Source organism: Pseudomonas sp. FP1154 (assembly GCF_030687245.1).
GTDB classification, from domain to species: Bacteria; Pseudomonadota; Gammaproteobacteria; order Pseudomonadales; family Pseudomonadaceae; genus Aquipseudomonas; species Aquipseudomonas rhizophila.
Genome location: NZ_CP117465.1, coordinates 2,118,786 through 2,134,535, shown reverse-complemented (window position 1 = coordinate 2,134,535; position 15,750 = coordinate 2,118,786). Strand labels below are relative to the sequence as shown.

The following is a 15,750-nucleotide window of genomic DNA, read 5'->3' as shown; positions in this document are numbered from 1 at the left end:
TGCAAGACCGTGTCATCGTTCATCGCGAGCAAGCTTTGCTCCCACAGGCTCGCTCCCACAATGGATTGCATTTCACTTCTGAATCAATGCCCCGCCGACGCAGGCCCCGCCTTCGCCGCAAACGGCGGCTTCGCCAGCCACACCAGCACAATCAACCCCATGAACGCCCAACCCAGCAGCGTGAAGTAATCCACGGTGGAGAGCATGTACGCCTGGCTGTTGAGGATCTGGTCGAGCTGGGCATAAGCCGGTGTGCTCGCGCCACCGAGATGGTTAAGCGCCTCGCGGGTGGCCGGCTCATAGGTGCTGATGCTTTCACTCAGGTAGGCATGGTGCTGGTCGGCCCGGCGTATCCAGATCCAGGTGGTCAGCGATGCGGCAAAGCTGCCGCCCAGGGTGCGCAGGAACGTCGCCAGTCCCGCGCCATCAGCGATCTGTTGTGGCGGCAGGTCCGACATCAGGATGCTCAAGGTCGGCATGAAGAACAGCGCCACGCCGATCCCCATGAACAACTGCACCAAAGCGATGTGCTGGAAATCCACTTCGTTGGTGAACCCGGCGCGCATGAAGCAGCTCAGGCCGATGGCCAGAAACGCCAGCCCGGCCAGCAGGCGCAGGTCGAACTTGTGGGCGTATTTGCCAACGAAGGGCGACATCAATACCGGCAGGATGCCAATGGGCGCCACCGCCAGCCCGGCCCAGGTGGCGGTGTAGCCCATCTGGGTCTGCAACCACTGCGGCAGGATCAGGTTGATGCCGAAGAACCCGGCGTAGCCCCCCACCAGCACAATGGTGCCGATGCGAAAGTTGCGGTAGGCGAACAGCCGCAGATTGACCACCGGATGGCGGTCGGTCATTTCCCAGATCACAAACACCGCCAGGGCAATGACCGAGATCAGCGCTCCGATAATGATGAAGTTCGACTCGAACCAATCCAGGTCGTTGCCTTTGTCGAGAATCACCTGCAGCGCACCGACACCGATGATCAGCGTGATCAAACCCACGTAATCCATTGGCTGGTGGCTGGTGACCACCGGCCGCGCCTTCAGTTGCTGGCGCACCACCATCACGGCGAAGATCCCGATGGGCACGTTGATAAAGAAGATCCACGGCCAGCTGTAGCTGTCGGTGATCCAGCCGCCGAGGATCGGCCCGGCGATCGGCGCCACCACCGTGACCATCGCCAACAACGCCAGGGCCATGCCGCGCCTGGCCGGCGGATACACGGCAATCAGCAAGGTCTGGGTCATCGGGTACAACGGCCCGGCCACCAGCCCCTGAAGGACGCGAAAGCCAATCAGCTCCGGCATCGAAGTCGAGATACCGCACAGAAACGAGGCGAGCACGAACAGCAGGGTCGCCCACAAAAACAGCTTCACCTCACCAAACCGACGGCTGAGCCAGCCGGTCAGCGGCAGCGCGATGGCGTTGCTCACCGCGAACGAGGTGATGACCCAAGTGCCCTGCTCCGAACTGACACCCAGGTTGCCGGAAATGGTCGGCAAAGCGACGTTGGCAATGGTGGTGTCGAGCACTTGCATGAACGTCGCCAACGACAGCCCGATGGTGCTGAGCAACAGGCTGGGCGGCGTGAAGGACGCGTTATTGCTCATTGCGAAATCCTATGAAGCGAAACGGACATGACAAAGTCGCGCAAAAGTCCCGGTTGAAATGGGGGACAAAACTGTGGGAGCGAGCCTGCTCGCGATGGCGGTTTGTCAGTCGCCATAAACCCTGGCTGATCCACCGCTATCGCGAGCAGGCTCGCTCCCACAGGTTCAGGTCATTACCCAAGTCGCCAGGCATGGCTACCTCAGCGCTGCGCGGTCTTGCTGGCAGCGGCACTGTTTTCGTGGATCAGGCGGGTGATCATCGCGTCGGCGTCGACCAGTTGCCGGTCATAGACCTGGGTGCTGAAAGAGGCTTGTTTCGGTGGCTGCTGGGCCAGCACCGGACCACTCTGGTCGCGCAGGTTGACGTCGACCTGGGTCGACAGGCCGACCCGCAGCGGATGCTTGGCCAGTTCCTGGGCGTTGATATGAATACGCACCGGCACCCGCTGCACGATCTTGATCCAGTTGCCGGTGGCGTTCTGCGCTGGCAACAAGGCAAACGCGCTGCCGGTGCCCGCACCGAGGCTGTCGACGGTGCCGCTGTACTTCACGTCGCTGCCATAGAGGTCGGTTTCGATGTCCACCGGCTGGGGCCGATGCGCATGTCCCGCAGCTGGGTTTCCTTGAAGTTGGCGTCAATCCATAACTGATCCAGCGGAATCACCGCCATCAGCGCCGTGCCCGGCTGCACCCGCTGGCCCAACTGCACCGTGCGCTTGGCGACGTATCCGGTGACCGGCGCGATCAAGGTGCTGCGGGCGTTGGTCAGGTAGGCCTGACGCAATTGCGCGGCGGCCGATTGCACGTCTGGATGGGAAGCCACCACGGTGTCATCCACCAAGGCACTGGAGGTCTTGAGTTGCTGTCTGGCGTTGGCCAACGCATTCTGCGCCGAGGTCAAATCGTCACGGGCGTGGGACAGTTCCTCCCGGGAAATCGCCCCGCCGGCCGCCAGGTTCTTGCGTCGGTTGTAGTTCTCCTGGGCCTTCTGTACTTCGGCCTCCTGGGCTTTGACCTGGGCGCGCATGCCATCGACGTTGCTGTACAAGCCACGCACCTGGCGCACGGTACGGGCCAGGTTGGCCTGGGCACTTTGCAGCCCGACCTCGGCGTCGTTCGGGTCGAACTGCACCAGCACCTGGCCTTCACGCACCAGGTCACCGTCGTCGGCACCGATGCTCACCACGGTGCCGGTGACCTGCGGCGTGATTTCCACCACGTTGCCGTTCACATAGGCATCGTCGGTGCTCTCGCTCCAGCGGCCATACAGTTCGTGCCAGGCCCAGACGCCCAGGCCACCCAGGACGACAATCAGTGCCAGTCCCAGCAGCATCAGCTTGCGCTTGCGCGGGTTGCTGCTGTCCTGGGCAGTTTCAGAGGGTTGGGTAGTTTCGGCAGTAGCCATGACAAGTACCTCGAATCAGTTGTGCGACGTGGTGGAGGCCGGCGCGGCCGAAGCCAGGGTGTCGGCCTCGAAGCCACCGCCCAGGGCCTGCATCAGTTGGATCGACAGGTCGATCTGCTCGGCATTCAGGTTCGCCAGTTGGCGCTGCGCCTGGAGCAATTGCTGCTCGATGCTCAGCACGTCCAGGTAATTTCCGATGCCGGAGCCATAGCGCTGGACCACGGTGTCGTAAGAGTTCTGCGCGATATCGGTAGCGTGTTGCTGCGCGGCGATCTGCCGAGCGATGTCGCGCAACTGGTTGATGGTGTCGCTGACATCCCCAAGGGCCTTGACCAGGCTCTTGTTGTACTGCGCCACCGCCATGTCGTAATCGGCATCCCGGGCATCCAGGTCCGCCCGCAGTCGCCCACCGTCGAAGATCGGCAGCGACACCGTCGGCGCTACGTTGAAGAAGCGGCTGGCCGAACCGAACATCGCGTCTCCCAACAATGACTGCACCCCCGCCGCCGCGCTCAGGTTGAGGTTGGGGTAGAAATTCGTCTTGCCGGCTTCAATGTCCTTGCCCGCCGCCTCGACTCGCCAACGACCGGCGACCAGATCCGGACGACGGCCCAGCAATTCGGCCGGCAGGTTCGATGGCAGGGCGACGGCGCTGGCTTGCAGCACGTGAGGGCGAGCAATTTCATTGCCGCGGTCCGGCCCCTTGCCCAACAGCACCGCCAAGGCGATTTTTGCGCTTTGCAGGCGTTTTTCTGCGTCGATCCGGCTCGCATCGGCGCTGGCTTCCAGGCTTTCGGTCTGCTGGAACTGATATTCGCTGTCGATCCCGGCGCTGAGGCGGCGCTTGCTCAGATCGAGCATTTGCCGGGTGCGCTTGAGGTCCTCGGAGGCCAGGTCATAAATGATATGGGCCTGCCCCAGATCGCTGTAGGCCCGGGCCACGTCAGCGGCGAGCGTCAGGCGAGCGGCCTGCCGGTCGATCTCGGCGGCGCGGGCCTCGCCCAGGGCCGCTTCCCAGGCCGCACGCTGGCCGCCCCAGAGGTCGAAGTTGTAATTGAAATCCACGCCCAGCGAACGCAGGGTGCTGTACGCCCCGCCCTGCCCTTGCGGGTCCTGGTCACGGGCCAGCCGCGAACGGCTGACACTGGCGCTGGCGTCCAGGGTCGGCATGCGCGCCGCATTGGCGGCGTAGGCAGCGGCACTGGCCTGATGCACCCGAGCGCTGGCGATCTGCATGTCCGGGCTGTCGCGCAACGCTTCGTGGATCAGACCGTCGAGTTGTGGATCGCCGAGGCTTTTCCACCAATCGCTTTTCGGCCAGGAAGCGGGCGACAGCGTGACGCCGTTGAGAGATTGCCCGGCCTTGAGGTTTTGAGCCTCAAGGCGGACGCCTTCGGTGTTCAGGCCGCTGTAACTGGCACAACCGGCCAGGCTCATGGCCAGCAACACCAGGCTGATGCGGGTACGCAAGGTTTTACGACTCATTTGTCCCCCAACCGCAACACGGTGATGGGATCACCGGCGGCAAGCAGAATTTTCTTGAGGATTTGTTCGAGGATTTGCAACTCCTCGCGGCTGATAGCGCCCGCCAACTGGTTCATGGCATCGGCGCCGATAACAGGCAGACGATCGGCCAGGGCCTGGCCGGCTTCGGTCAGCACCAGTCGCACCTGCCGACGGTCATCCGCCGAGCGCTGGCGGATCAGAAAACCTTTCTGCTCCAGACGATCGACCATTCGCGTCATCGAGCCGCTGTCCAGGGACAGGTACCGACACAGCTCGACCGGCGTATCGATGCCGTGCTGGGCCATGATGATCAACACCTTGAACTGCGCGGCAGTGATGCCGACGGGTTCCATGTGGGTGTCGATGATTCGGTCTTTGAGCAGCGCGGCACGACCGAGCAGCATGCCGAGGTGGCAATTGTGGAAATCGTCCGGGGTGAAATGTTTCATCTGACCACCTTTTACTGCCTAGGCAGTGAATGTATGTCGAGATGTTACTGCCTAGGCAGCAAATGTCAAACAAATAGTTAGCTTGCTATGCACAACCCGACAAACGCAGATAAAAAATGTGGGAGCGAGCCTGCTCGCGATAGCGTCGTGACAGTCAACATTGAGTCGGCTGATACATCGCTATCGCGAGCAGGCTCGCTCCCACAGGAGGTGGCGCGAAGGCTTAGAAATCGCGCTTGTAGAAGATATCCAGGGAGCTGGCGACGCCGCTGGCGGCTTCCAGGTACACCCGCTTGCTGAGTTTGTAGCGCAGGGCGATGGTGTTGGCCGGTTCGAACACGCCGACGCCGTAACGCAGGCTGAGTTTTTCCGTCAGATTGCCGCTGGCCACGACACTGGTGGCATCGCCGCTGCCCTGGGTGTCGAGCTGGAAATCTTCGATGCCCAGATTGTTGGCGAGGCTGGTGGTCACCCCCGCACTGCCCATCAGCCCCAGGCCCAGTGCCGCCTGGGCGAGCATGTTGTTGTCCTCGCCCGTAGTGCTCAGCGGCCGGCCGAGTACCAGATAAGACAACGCCTGCTCCTGGCTCATGGCCGGTTCAGAGAAGATTTGCGTGGTCGGCTGTTCGGCGCTGCCGCTCAAACGAATGCCGGCGATCACGTCGTCGGTCTGGCGAATCGCTTCGATATCCAGGTAAGGCTGGTCGATGGGCCCGGCGAACAACAGCCGCGCCCGACGCACCGTCAGCCGTTGCCCATAGGCCCGGTAGCGACCGTCGTTGAGCCAGAGTTCACCGCGAGTGTCCATGTTGTCGCCGATGTGCACCTGGCCTTGTACGTTGGCCGTCAGGCCGAAGCCCGAAAACGCGAGCTTTTCCTGGCCCACGATCACATCGATGTCCATCGCCATGGCCATCGGTGTCTTGCCCTCCTCGGTCTGGTGGCCAACGATCACCGTATCATCCGACACCTTGACGGTAGACGGCGGCAGTTCGCGCACGGTGATTTCGCCTTTGGGCACCAGGACCTTGCCGGCGATGGAAAGCCGCTCGCCCTGCAACGTGATGGTCAGGTCCGGCGCCACCTCCAGCACCGCGTAAGGCTCGACGGTGACCGGCAATTGCGACCCCTTGAGCGCCAGGTCCAGGCTCAGGGCTTCGCCCCAGCCGATGTCCCCGGTCAGGCTGCCTCGGCCGACCTTGCCACTTTTCCAGTCACCGTTGAGGCGCACCGTTTCACCGGCAATCGTTGCGCGCATCTGCAAGTCTTCGAGGCTGACCGGCAGTTCCGGGCCGGACACTTCGCCATCGCTGATCAACAGGTTGCCGTTGACCTGGGGCGCCAACAAACCACCCGACAGCGTGCCGCTGCCATTCAGGTGACCGGTGAGGGTTTCCACCATTGGCAGGAATGGCCGCGCCACGGACAAGTCCAGACCGCTCAGGCGGAACGAGCCGCTCAGCGGTTTGCTGGCCGGCAACGGGTTGATCTGCGCCTGGAGCATCAGTTCGCCCAGCTTGGCCCCAACGAAATTCAGGCTGGTGTCGATCCGCTTGGGCGTCAGGCGACTGTCGAGGGTCAAGGTCTGGTAGGGGAAGTCCAGCCATTGCTCATTGTCGCGGTCCTTGTCCCGGATCCGCAAAGTGCCGCCGCTGGCGTCCACCAGAATACGCCCGTTCGGGCCGCTGGCCGGCAGGTCCAGTTGCAGGTCGGCGTTGAGTCGGCCCTGCCAGGCAAAATCCTTGGGCATCCACTGGGCCAGGCTTTCGATGGGGAATTGCTTGAGGTGATAGCGCAGCTTCGGCTCCGGCATCAGGCGCTGATCCTCACCACACAGGCTGGCCTCGCCGGAACGCCAACAGTGAGCCCCCAGGTTGAGCGTGCCATTGGCCAGGCGCTCCAGCTTGGCCGGGGCTTGCAGCCGCCAGGCCTGGCCGCCGGCCTGCACATTGCCACTGCTGAGGCGCCCGCGCCAGTTGCCTTGGTCGAGCACGCCATCGAGCGCCAGGGCCGTTTCCAGCTGTGGCCCTTGCAGGTCGAGGGTCAGTTTTTGCTGCCTGATGTCGCCCTGCCCGCTCACCGTCAGGACACCGAGCGACGTATCGCCCGCCCGAATGCCGCTGGCCTTGAGGTCAACCTTGCCGCGCTGCGCGCTGTCGAGGGTCGCATCCAGGTTCAGGCTTTGCAGGCGGTTGTCCTGCAACGCCAGTTGCGTGCCTTGCAGATCGAGCTTGCCTTGGGGGGCCTTGAGTGTCCCGGCCACGTTGAGGCGACCGATCAACTGGCCGCGCAATTGCGGCCAGAGCTGGGCCAGGCGCGAGAGTTTGATATCGATCTGACCGCTGAGTTTTTCTTGCAGGCTGCCCGTGCCGTTGATGCGGTTGTCACCCAGGCGAATGTCCAGCGCGCTGAGGTTCCACTGCTCGCCAACACCGTTGGCCTTGGCCTGGAACAGCGCCGGTTGGCCGCGCAACTTGCCCTTGAGGTCCAGGTCCGCATCAAGCTCCAGGCGGTCATTTTTCATCGAACCCTTGCTGCGCAACGGCCCGGCCAGAGTGCCGGGCAGCTCCCCCAGCCAATACGCCGGGTTGATGGCCGACAGCTCCAGCGCCGTGTCCCAGGCGATGCCGTCGGCAAACTCAAGGTTCAGATGGCCTTCGGCCTTGCCCTGCCCGGCGGCGAGTTTGAGTTCCGGCAAATGGATTGTCGTCAGGTCGCCGCTGAACGGGCTGTCCAGGCTGAACGCTCCGGCGGGACCGTCCAGCGCCGCCTGGAAATTGCCTAGGTACTTGCCATCGGTATACGACACTTCACCGTTGAAACTGCGCAGCGTCACTTGCGGCTCGTCGATCAGCGGATAGAGGCGATGCCAGGGGAAGTCCAGCCAGGCGATTTTCGCCTCGGCGCTCAGGCCTTCGCGCCAATCCAGCTGGCCGGTGAGCTTGAGGTATTGCTGATCACTGGCGTTGAGGTCCAGGCCGGCGATCTGCGCACCGTTGGCGTCCACTTTGCCTTGCAGCAGCAAGGCCACCGGGCCTTTTTCGGCGGGCAACGTTGCTTTGCCATGCAACTGGTAGCCGCTGTTCAGATCGCCTTCGCCCGTCAGCTCCAATTGATTGAGCATCAGGGTATCCGGCAGATCGGCGCCGCCCCTGAAGCCGTCAGCGGTGATGCGTACCTTGGCCGGCAGGTTGTCCGCCAGCGGTTGCAGCTCACCGACCAACCGGCCTTGCAGATAACCACTGCTGTCGGCGTTAAGGTTGAGGGTTTTGAGCAGGTTGCCATCGATGTTCAGGTCCAGCGTCCAAGGCGTGGCGCCTGGCGCCGGCAAGGTCAACCGGCCCTGGGCCTTCAGCGGCCAGTCGCCGCCGGGTTGCAGCAAACCGGACAGCGTCAGGCTCAGCTCGTCGCGCTGCAGCTGCACCGAGTCGATCTGCAGACCCTGGGCGGTCCAATGCGCGGCCAGTTGCAAGCCCTTGAGCTGTTCGCTGCCATTGAACAACAGGATGCCGACTTGCACGTCGCCCAGTTCCAGGGCAAGCGGCAAGTTCAGGTCCGGCAAGGTGATCGGACCGCTGCTCGGTTCGTCAGCGGACGGAGGAAATTGCAGGCTGACCTTGTCGGCCTTGAGCTGATCGATGCACAGGGTCATGCGCGCCAGGCATAGCGGCGACCAGGCGAAAATCACCTGATCGAGTTCCACTCGGCTGCTGTCCTGCTGCCACAACAGGTGGTCGGCACTCCACTGGCCGCCCAACCGTCCCTGAAAATTATCCGTACTCAAACCCGGCACAACACCAAGCGCCCAACGACTGCCCCATTGCGTGCCGAGCACGATGCCCAGGGTCAGCAAGACCACCAGCAGCAAAGTGCCGAGCGCCAGCAGCGCTATTTTCAAACCACGATTCACAACTCGGGCCCCATGGAAAAGTGCAAGCGAATGCCGCCGTCGTCGTCCAGTGCATGGGCGAGGTCGAGGCGGATCGGCCCCACCGGCGACACCCAGCGCACACCGACGCCGACACCCGTCTTGAGGCTCGGCAGCTCAAGGCTGTTAAAGGAGTTGCCTTGGTCGACGAAGGTCGCCACCCGCCATTTTTGCGCAATCGAATACTGATACTCGAGGCTGCCGGCGACCATGTAGCGACCACCGATGCGATCACCTTCGGAGTTTTCCGGTGACAGGCTCTGATAATCGTAACCGCGCACGCTCTGGTCGCCACCGGCGAAGAAGCGCAGGGATGGCGGGATGGATTTGTAGCCATTGGTGGCACTGCCACCGACCTGGGCCCGGGCCAGCAGACGATGCTTGTCAAACACCGTAGTCAGGCCCTTGACCATGGCCGTGCCATATAAAAGGTTGTTGTCCGATCCAAGCCCTTCCTTGGCGACCTTGGTGTCGAACTGAATGCGATAGCCGTTGCGCGGATCGATGCGGTTGTCACTGCGCAAGTAGGAATAGCTCACGCCCGGCATCAGCAAGGTACTCAGGCCCGAATCGTCGCCGAGCCGATACTCCTCACGCTGCCACTTGAGCGACACCACCCGTTGCCAGCCACTGGGCAACTTGCTGTGCCATTCGGGGCCCACGGTCAGCAGTTTGCTGAGGCTATCGGTGCCGGACAGCTCTTCATATTGATAGCCACCGGCGTAGCGCATCTTGTCGGTCAACGGCGGGTCCAGGGGGACGTCGTACCACAGGCCAACGTTCTGCCGGGGCGCCGACACTTCCGCTTCCCAGCCATAACTGTGACCCTGGGGATTGACCCAGTGGCGCGTCCAATTGGCCTTGGCCCGCGGGCCGACGTCGGTGGAGAACCCCAGGCCCAGGCCCATGGTGCGCGGCTTGCGGGTCTCGAGCTTGACCGCCACCGGGATCACGTTATCGGTGGCGGCGGTCGGTGCCGCGTCCACCCGAACGCCTTCGAAATATCCGCTCGATTGCAGGGCCTGGTTGAGTTCTGCGATGAGTTCCGAGTCGTACGCCTCGCCCGCTTTGAACGGCACCATGCGCTGCAACAACTCTTCATCAAAGGGCGTGTCACCCTCGAAACTCACCGGGCCCAGGGCGTAGCGCGGGCCGCTGTCGTAGACCAGCTCGATGTCGGCCACGCCGGCCTGGGGGTCCACCAACAGCTTCTGGCTGACAAATCGCCCGCTGAAAAACCCGTAGCGCGAGGCCTGGTTCTGGATGATCCGTTTGGCGTCTTCATAGCGCCCATGATTAAGCACCGCGCCAGGTTTGAGCGCGGCGTTGTCAGGTACACGAAAAGCCTTGAGGGAAGCGGCCGGACCATCGATGCGCACGGTGACATTGCGCAGGTGCACGGGCTCGCCAGGGTCGATGGTCAGGATCAGACGCGGGGTCTTGCCGCCCTCGACCTCGCTGTCGATCTGCGGCTGGTAGTAACCCAACGCCTGGGCGGCTTTGCGCGCCTGTTCTTCAGCACCACGACTGAAACGCAGCAAGGCCTCTTCGTCACGATCGCCCACGCCGCCGATATAGCCTTCTACGTTAGCCTTGAGCTGGTCGTTGGACGGCTTGACCCGTACATCCAATTCACTTTGTGCCAGTGCCGCACAGCTGAGGGACAGCAAGAGCGCACCACTGGTCATTCGTCCTGGGAAATTCATGGCGCGGATGCTATCACGAGCTTGGAAGCCTGATAGAGCCGGACATGTCTCAAAAGTTTCCCCGGATTACGCCGTCGCGCTCTGCAATACCTGCGGGTTGGCGTGAAAGAAGACATGTTCGCGGACGGGTCCTACCGCAATCTCGCCGATTTCCTCATAACCCTGACGTTTATAGAACTCCAGGTAACGTGGGTTGCCGGTATCCAGCACCACACCTTGGGAGTTTTCGTCCACCGCACACCAGTTATGCACCGCCGCCAGTAACTGTTCGCCGAAGTGTTGGCCTTGGAACTGCGGATGAACTCCCAGCAGGGGCAATACATGGACAGAATCCGACGGCAGGCAAGCCGTCACTGCGGCATGGTAGTCCAGGTAACGCCGGGTGCAGCGAAAGCCGGTGCTCAACACCATGCGCAGGCGCCAGGCCCAGCTTTCAGTGATACCCAGGCGGCGCTGCGGTGGAGCAATCAGTGCGATGCCGATCAGGCGGTCGTTGACCAGCAAGCCGATGGCCGGCAGATCCTGGAGAAAATGCTGTTTGACCAACTCACGCACCGTGGCCCGTACCCGATGTTCATAACCGGGCCGCTCGGATTCGAACAGGAAGCTGAAGGTCGGTTCATGACGATAGGCCTGGTAGAGCAATGAACGTGCCTCGCGGGAATAACCGCTGTCGAGCATATGGATGTCGGCGATGGCGGTGGCGGTTTCTGGCATGACGGTCAATCTCCTGGGCGAGGCTCGGTGAGGCCCCGCTCTTATTGAGTACGAACCCGATTGGGCTGTGATCGTTCCTACATGCACAGGACATTAGCAGCGCATTTGTCCTACTGCCACGCTGGCCGTGCTCCTACATGTCAGCTAGCATCGCAGTTTTGCCAGGACAGCCGACCATGAAGATCGTCTCCTTCAACATCAACGGGCTGCGCGCCCGCCCCCATCAGCTGGCGGCGCTGATCGAGAAGCACCAGCCGGACGTGATCGGCCTGCAGGAAACCAAGGTCCACGACGAGCAATTCCCCCTGGCCGAGGTGCAGGCCCTGGGTTATCACGTGCATTACCATGGACAGAAGGGCCACTACGGCGTCGCCCTGCTCTCCCGCCAGGCTCCACTGACGCTGCACAAAGGCTTCGAGAGCGACGATGAAGACGCCCAACGGCGTTTCATCTGGGGCACCTTCGCCGATGCCAACGGCGTGCCGGTGACCATCATGAACGGTTACTTCCCCCAAGGCGAAAGCCGCGACCACCCGACCAAGTTCCCGGCCAAGGAGCGTTTCTACAACGACCTGCAACAACTTCTGGAAAGCCGTTTCAGCAACGACCAGCCCGTAGTGGTGATGGGCGACGTGAACATTTCCCCGGAAGACAGCGACATCGGCATCGGCCCGGACAACATGAAGCGCTGGCTGAAAACCGGCAAATGCAGCTTCCTGCCGGAAGAGCGCGAGTGGATGGCCCGCCTGAAGAACTGGGGCCTGGTGGACAGCTTCCGGCACCTGAACCCGGACGTCACCGACCGCTTCAGCTGGTTCGACTACCGCAGCCGCGGTTTCGAAGACGAGCCCAAGCGTGGCCTGCGCATCGACCTGATCCTCACCTCCCATGGGCTGCTGCCACGGGTCAAGGATGCCGGGGTGGATTATGAACTGCGCGGCATGGAGAAACCTTCGGACCATGCGCCGATCTGGCTGCAGTTGAGCTAAATCCAGGGCATACACAAACCTTGCACAAGCCTGTGGGAGCTAAGCTTGCTCGCGATGAACGATGACACGGTCCCGCCGTTAAACCGAGTCGCCTGGATCGCGAGCAAGCTTTGCTCCCACAGAACGCAGCTTCTGACAAGTCGCACGCCTGTCACTTTTCAGTAACCTGACTGACTTAATCTTCCGGCACTTCCTCAGGTTCAGAAGGTGTCGGCATGCGGCTGCGCGTTGTTTTTTTCATGGGCCTCTGGCTGCCGCTCACGGCATGGGCCAGCGGCCTGCCGATTCCCGAACAAGGCCCCGCGCTGCGCCTGCAAGGCTCGAACACCATCGGCGCTACGCTGGGGCCGGCGCTGGTCAAGGCGCTGATGGTGGATCAGGGGCTGCTCAAGGTCCGTACCGAAATCACCGACCGTGAGAACGAGCAGCGTATCGTCGGCCAGGCCGCCGATGGTCGGCGGGTGGAAATCGACATTGCCGCCCATGGCTCCAGCACCGGTTTTTCCGCCCTCAAGCACGCCAGCGCCGAACTGGCGGCATCTTCGCGACCGATCAAGGACAGCGAGCTCAGGGAGCTGGCACATCTGGGGGACCTGAAAAGCCCCAGCGCCGAACAGGTCATCGCCATCGATGGCCTGGCGATCATTCTTCATCCACAAAACCCGCTGCGCCAGCTCGACACCCGGCAACTGGCGAAGATATTCAGCGGCGAAGTAAACACCTGGGAATCGGTGGGCGGCACCGGCGGCCCGATTCATCTCTACGCGCGGGATGAGCAGTCCGGCACCTACGACACCTTCAAGGAACTGGTGCTCAACCGACAGGGAAAACGCCTGGCCCCTTCTGCCCGGCGCTTCGAATCCAGCGAACAGCTTTCCGACGCTGTCAGCCAGGACCGGCAAGGCATCGGTTTCATCGGTTTGCCCTACGTGCGCCAGGCCAAGGCGCTGGCGATTGTCGACGGCGACTCCCAGCCCATGATGCCGCTGACCCACCTGATCGCCACCGAAGACTACCCTTTGTCGCGCAGGCTGTTCTTTTACCTGCCACCGCAAGAAACCAACCCGTGGGCCGAGGCACTGGTTGAGTTCACCCAAAGCGAAAAGGGCCAGGCCATCGTCGCGGCCAACGGGTTCATCGCACAAACCGTCCAGGCCATGGCCGTCACCCCCAATGCGCTGATGCCTGAGGGCTATCAGGCCCTGAGCCGCCACGCCCAACGGCTGTCGGTCAACTTTCGCTTCGAAGAAGGCAGCGCCAGCCTCGACAACAAGGCCCAGCAGGACCTGGGGCGTGTGCTCGCCTATATAAAGCAGCACGACAAGCTCGACCGCCGAGTGACGCTGGTTGGGTTTGGCGACGCCAAGGACGACCCGGCACGCGCCGACCTTCTGTCCCGGTTGCGGGCCATGGCGGTACGGCGCGAATTGGTCAAACACGGTGTGGCGCTGCGCGAAGTACGCGGCTTCGGCGCCCTGATGCCGGTGGCGGCCAATAGCGAGGATGAAGGCCGGGTGAGGAATCGGCGGGTGGAGGTTTGGGTTTACTGACACCGAAAGGCCAAATGTTTATCCCGCCAGCCCAGGCGTAGGACCTGACCGCCTCGCCTTGCGCCGTTGCCTACAACTACGCCAGAATCCGCCGGCTTGTGCGCCTTGGGGTGGGGCTTTATCGTTTTCCGGTCGCTGACGAATCAGCGATCGGGTTTGGTAGCCCGGGTAAAACTAAGGCGCACAGCTCCGGCAGACACACGCCGCCGATAACTTTCGTCGGCAGGTTTGTTATGGCGGCTGTGCGTGGGGCGCCCTTGTGGCGCGCTGGGTTTGCCTTGGTACCCGGTCTACCAACCTGCGTATAGCCGCCACCTAATGTTTGGTAGCAATAGGTGCGGCTCCATTAACCAAGGAGTTTCATCTATGTTCAAACCAACACCTAATCCGCCAGACACCGATCCAACCACGCTTAACACCAAAGAATTCGGCAAAGCCGCCGACCGTGCCCTCGACTTCTACCTCAAGCCCAAACCCACCAAGCCCGAGCCTGCTCCAAGCCAAGTCTTCACCGTCGTCAACGGCATCGACACCGAAGCCCTGCTCGCCAACCTCAGCGAAACCCTGGCCTCGGCCAATGCCATGGTCAGCGACCTGGCCTTCGATCTGGAAGGTTCCCGGCGTCACGTCGCCCTGGGCATTCAGCAACTGATCGAACTGGGCGGCTTGTTGGCGAACCGAGCGCTGGATAACGTCGACCCACGCTAGCCGCTACCACACACTCCCACTGTGGGAGCGGGCTTGCTCGCGAAGGCGGTCTGCCAGTCAGCACCTGATTGGCAGGCAGATCGCATTCGTGAGCAAACCCGCTCCAATTGCATCGCGAATTCATTTCCAACAAAAGCAAACTACTAAGTGCAACAAAAACTCTTCAGGCAGCCCCCGCTCCACGACAACACTTATCGCACTTGTTTACACATCACTTCTTGCCAACTTTTATTCCAAAATCCATAGTCCGGCGCCTCACACAAAACCAAGTAAGAGCAGTTCGCCATGAAGTTCACCACTATCACCACCACAGCCGCCATGCAAAAAATGAAGAATTTCATTATTGCCTGTCCTACGGAAAAACTGACTTACGTAAAAAAACGCTTTCAGCAGCTTGGATATCATTCCGCCTTGGAAATGTCTGACGAAGACATTCTCAGCGCATTAACATCCAATGAAAATAACATGCAGGCTTTTATTCAACAATACGACGCCGTTAAAGACACCCCCCTTATCGATCTGCCCCTTGACCCTCGACTTCTTAGCTTGAGCAACAGCTTTATCACTGCCGTACCCCCGGCGATAGAGTTGATTCTCGCCACCCTTGACGAAAACACACCCTCACCAGCCTGCATCTCCCGCCACATCAGCACGCATATAGATGAGCTATTCAACGACCGGGAGCATCTGCGAGAAAAGCTCCGCTTGATATTGTCACAGATCCAGCAACCAATGCTCCAATCAGAAATCATCTACACAGACCTGAACACTTTCCGTCATGTTTACCAGCCCATTACCTCCCCTGACGCAACAGAGTCTGAAGAAACCTACGGCCTGGCCTTCCTGGATCTCATGGGAGTTGAATTATGCATCCTGATTAATCAGCCCTGCCTTGAGTTGAACGCACGGCATACACCTATGATTGCAGGATTCCAGAACGAGTTTTATCTATACACCCTACTGCATGAGCTGACGCATTTACTGATTGGATCAAATGACGACTCCTATAATACGCCCACCGAGGAAACAGAAGACATCAACCTCTATTCCACTGCGAACCTCAAACCACACGAAATCGACAACGCGGACAACTATTGCACCTTAATATTCATCACCCTCGCACTTATGCATAAACAGGGGTGCCTGGACCTCACTCAATTTTAAGAAAATCACTCCACC

The 15,750-nt window shown here is 61.3% G+C and carries 10 protein-coding genes and 1 pseudogene; 4 read left to right on the top strand and 7 right to left on the bottom strand.

Annotation, left to right across the window (positions count from 1 at the left end; genetic code table 11):
* Positions 1 to 83 precede the first annotated feature (83 nt).
* The 7 genes and pseudogenes from PSH91_RS09725 to PSH91_RS09695 all read right to left on the bottom strand — a co-directional run bounded on the left by PSH91_RS09725 (position 84) and on the right by PSH91_RS09695 (position 11,324).
* Positions 84 to 1,613, bottom strand: a complete 1,530-nt coding sequence (locus PSH91_RS09725) for a DHA2 family efflux MFS transporter permease subunit (protein ID WP_107322885.1) — start codon at positions 1,611 to 1,613, stop codon at positions 84 to 86.
* A gap of 200 nt (positions 1,614 to 1,813) precedes the next feature.
* Positions 1,814 to 3,018 (bottom strand): annotated as a pseudogene (locus PSH91_RS09720) (HlyD family efflux transporter periplasmic adaptor subunit).
* A 15-nt stretch (positions 3,019 to 3,033) separates the two neighbouring features.
* Positions 3,034 to 4,503 (bottom strand): efflux transporter outer membrane subunit, encoded by a 1,470-nt coding sequence (locus PSH91_RS09715; protein WP_305468036.1) that lies wholly within the window; start codon positions 4,501 to 4,503, stop codon positions 3,034 to 3,036.
* Entirely contained in the window at positions 4,500 to 4,973 is a 474-nt protein-coding gene (locus PSH91_RS09710) for a MarR family winged helix-turn-helix transcriptional regulator (protein WP_047229308.1), read from the bottom strand. The genes PSH91_RS09715 and PSH91_RS09710 overlap by 4 nt, the downstream gene beginning before the upstream one ends.
* Before the next feature lie 223 nt (positions 4,974 to 5,196).
* On the bottom strand, positions 5,197 to 8,883 hold the full coding sequence (locus PSH91_RS09705) for a translocation/assembly module TamB domain-containing protein (protein WP_305468035.1): 3,687 nt from the start codon (positions 8,881 to 8,883) through the stop codon (positions 5,197 to 5,199).
* The gene (locus PSH91_RS09700; RefSeq protein WP_047229306.1) at positions 8,880 to 10,607 is read right to left on the bottom strand and encodes an autotransporter assembly complex family protein; all 1,728 of its coding nucleotides are present in this window, start codon (positions 10,605 to 10,607) and stop codon (positions 8,880 to 8,882) included. Before PSH91_RS09700 ends, PSH91_RS09705 begins: the two co-directional genes overlap by 4 nt.
* A 66-nt stretch (positions 10,608 to 10,673) precedes the next feature.
* Positions 10,674 to 11,324: an N-acetyltransferase gene (locus PSH91_RS09695; RefSeq protein WP_047229305.1), complete on the bottom strand. Its 651-nt coding sequence runs from the start codon at positions 11,322 to 11,324 to the stop codon at positions 10,674 to 10,676.
* Between the two features lie 176 nt (positions 11,325 to 11,500).
* On the opposite strand from PSH91_RS09695, the gene xthA reads away from it, so the two are divergent.
* The 4 genes from xthA (at position 11,501) to PSH91_RS09675 (ending at position 15,735) form a co-directional block, all read left to right on the top strand.
* Complete coding sequence (gene xthA, locus PSH91_RS09690; RefSeq protein ID WP_107322891.1) at positions 11,501 to 12,313, top strand: exodeoxyribonuclease III; 813 nt, start codon at positions 11,501 to 11,503, stop codon at positions 12,311 to 12,313.
* A 215-nt stretch (positions 12,314 to 12,528) separates the two neighbouring features.
* Positions 12,529 to 13,863, top strand: a complete 1,335-nt coding sequence (locus PSH91_RS09685; protein ID WP_305468032.1) for a phosphate ABC transporter substrate-binding/OmpA family protein — start codon at positions 12,529 to 12,531, stop codon at positions 13,861 to 13,863.
* Positions 13,864 to 14,229: 366 nt separating this feature from the next.
* Positions 14,230 to 14,571: a DUF6124 family protein gene (locus PSH91_RS09680; protein ID WP_139050691.1), complete on the top strand. Its 342-nt coding sequence runs from the start codon at positions 14,230 to 14,232 to the stop codon at positions 14,569 to 14,571.
* Positions 14,572 to 14,856: 285 nt separating this feature from the next.
* Positions 14,857 to 15,735, top strand: coding sequence for a hypothetical protein (locus tag PSH91_RS09675; RefSeq protein ID WP_305468029.1), 879 nt, complete (start codon positions 14,857 to 14,859; stop codon positions 15,733 to 15,735).
* Positions 15,736 to 15,750: the final 15 nt, after the last annotated feature.

Bases quoted from the DNA above. Each gene is read 5' to 3' on its own strand.
- PSH91_RS09700 (WP_047229306.1), bottom strand. From the start codon at position 10,607: ATGAATTTCCCAGGACGAATGACCAGTGGTGCGCTCTTGCTGTCCCTC.
- PSH91_RS09680 (WP_139050691.1), top strand. From the start codon at position 14,230: ATGTTCAAACCAACACCTAATCCGCCAGACACCGATCCAACCACGCTT.
- PSH91_RS09675 (WP_305468029.1), top strand. From the start codon at position 14,857: ATGAAGTTCACCACTATCACCACCACAGCCGCCATGCAAAAAATGAAG.
- PSH91_RS09725 (WP_107322885.1), bottom strand. From the start codon at position 1,613: ATGAGCAATAACGCGTCCTTCACGCCGCCCAGCCTGTTGCTCAGCACC.
- PSH91_RS09710 (WP_047229308.1), bottom strand. From the start codon at position 4,973: ATGAAACATTTCACCCCGGACGATTTCCACAATTGCCACCTCGGCATG.
- PSH91_RS09685 (WP_305468032.1), top strand. From the start codon at position 12,529: ATGCGGCTGCGCGTTGTTTTTTTCATGGGCCTCTGGCTGCCGCTCACG.
- xthA (WP_107322891.1), top strand. From the start codon at position 11,501: ATGAAGATCGTCTCCTTCAACATCAACGGGCTGCGCGCCCGCCCCCAT.
- PSH91_RS09715 (WP_305468036.1), bottom strand. From the start codon at position 4,503: ATGAGTCGTAAAACCTTGCGTACCCGCATCAGCCTGGTGTTGCTGGCC.
- PSH91_RS09695 (WP_047229305.1), bottom strand. From the start codon at position 11,324: ATGCCAGAAACCGCCACCGCCATCGCCGACATCCATATGCTCGACAGC.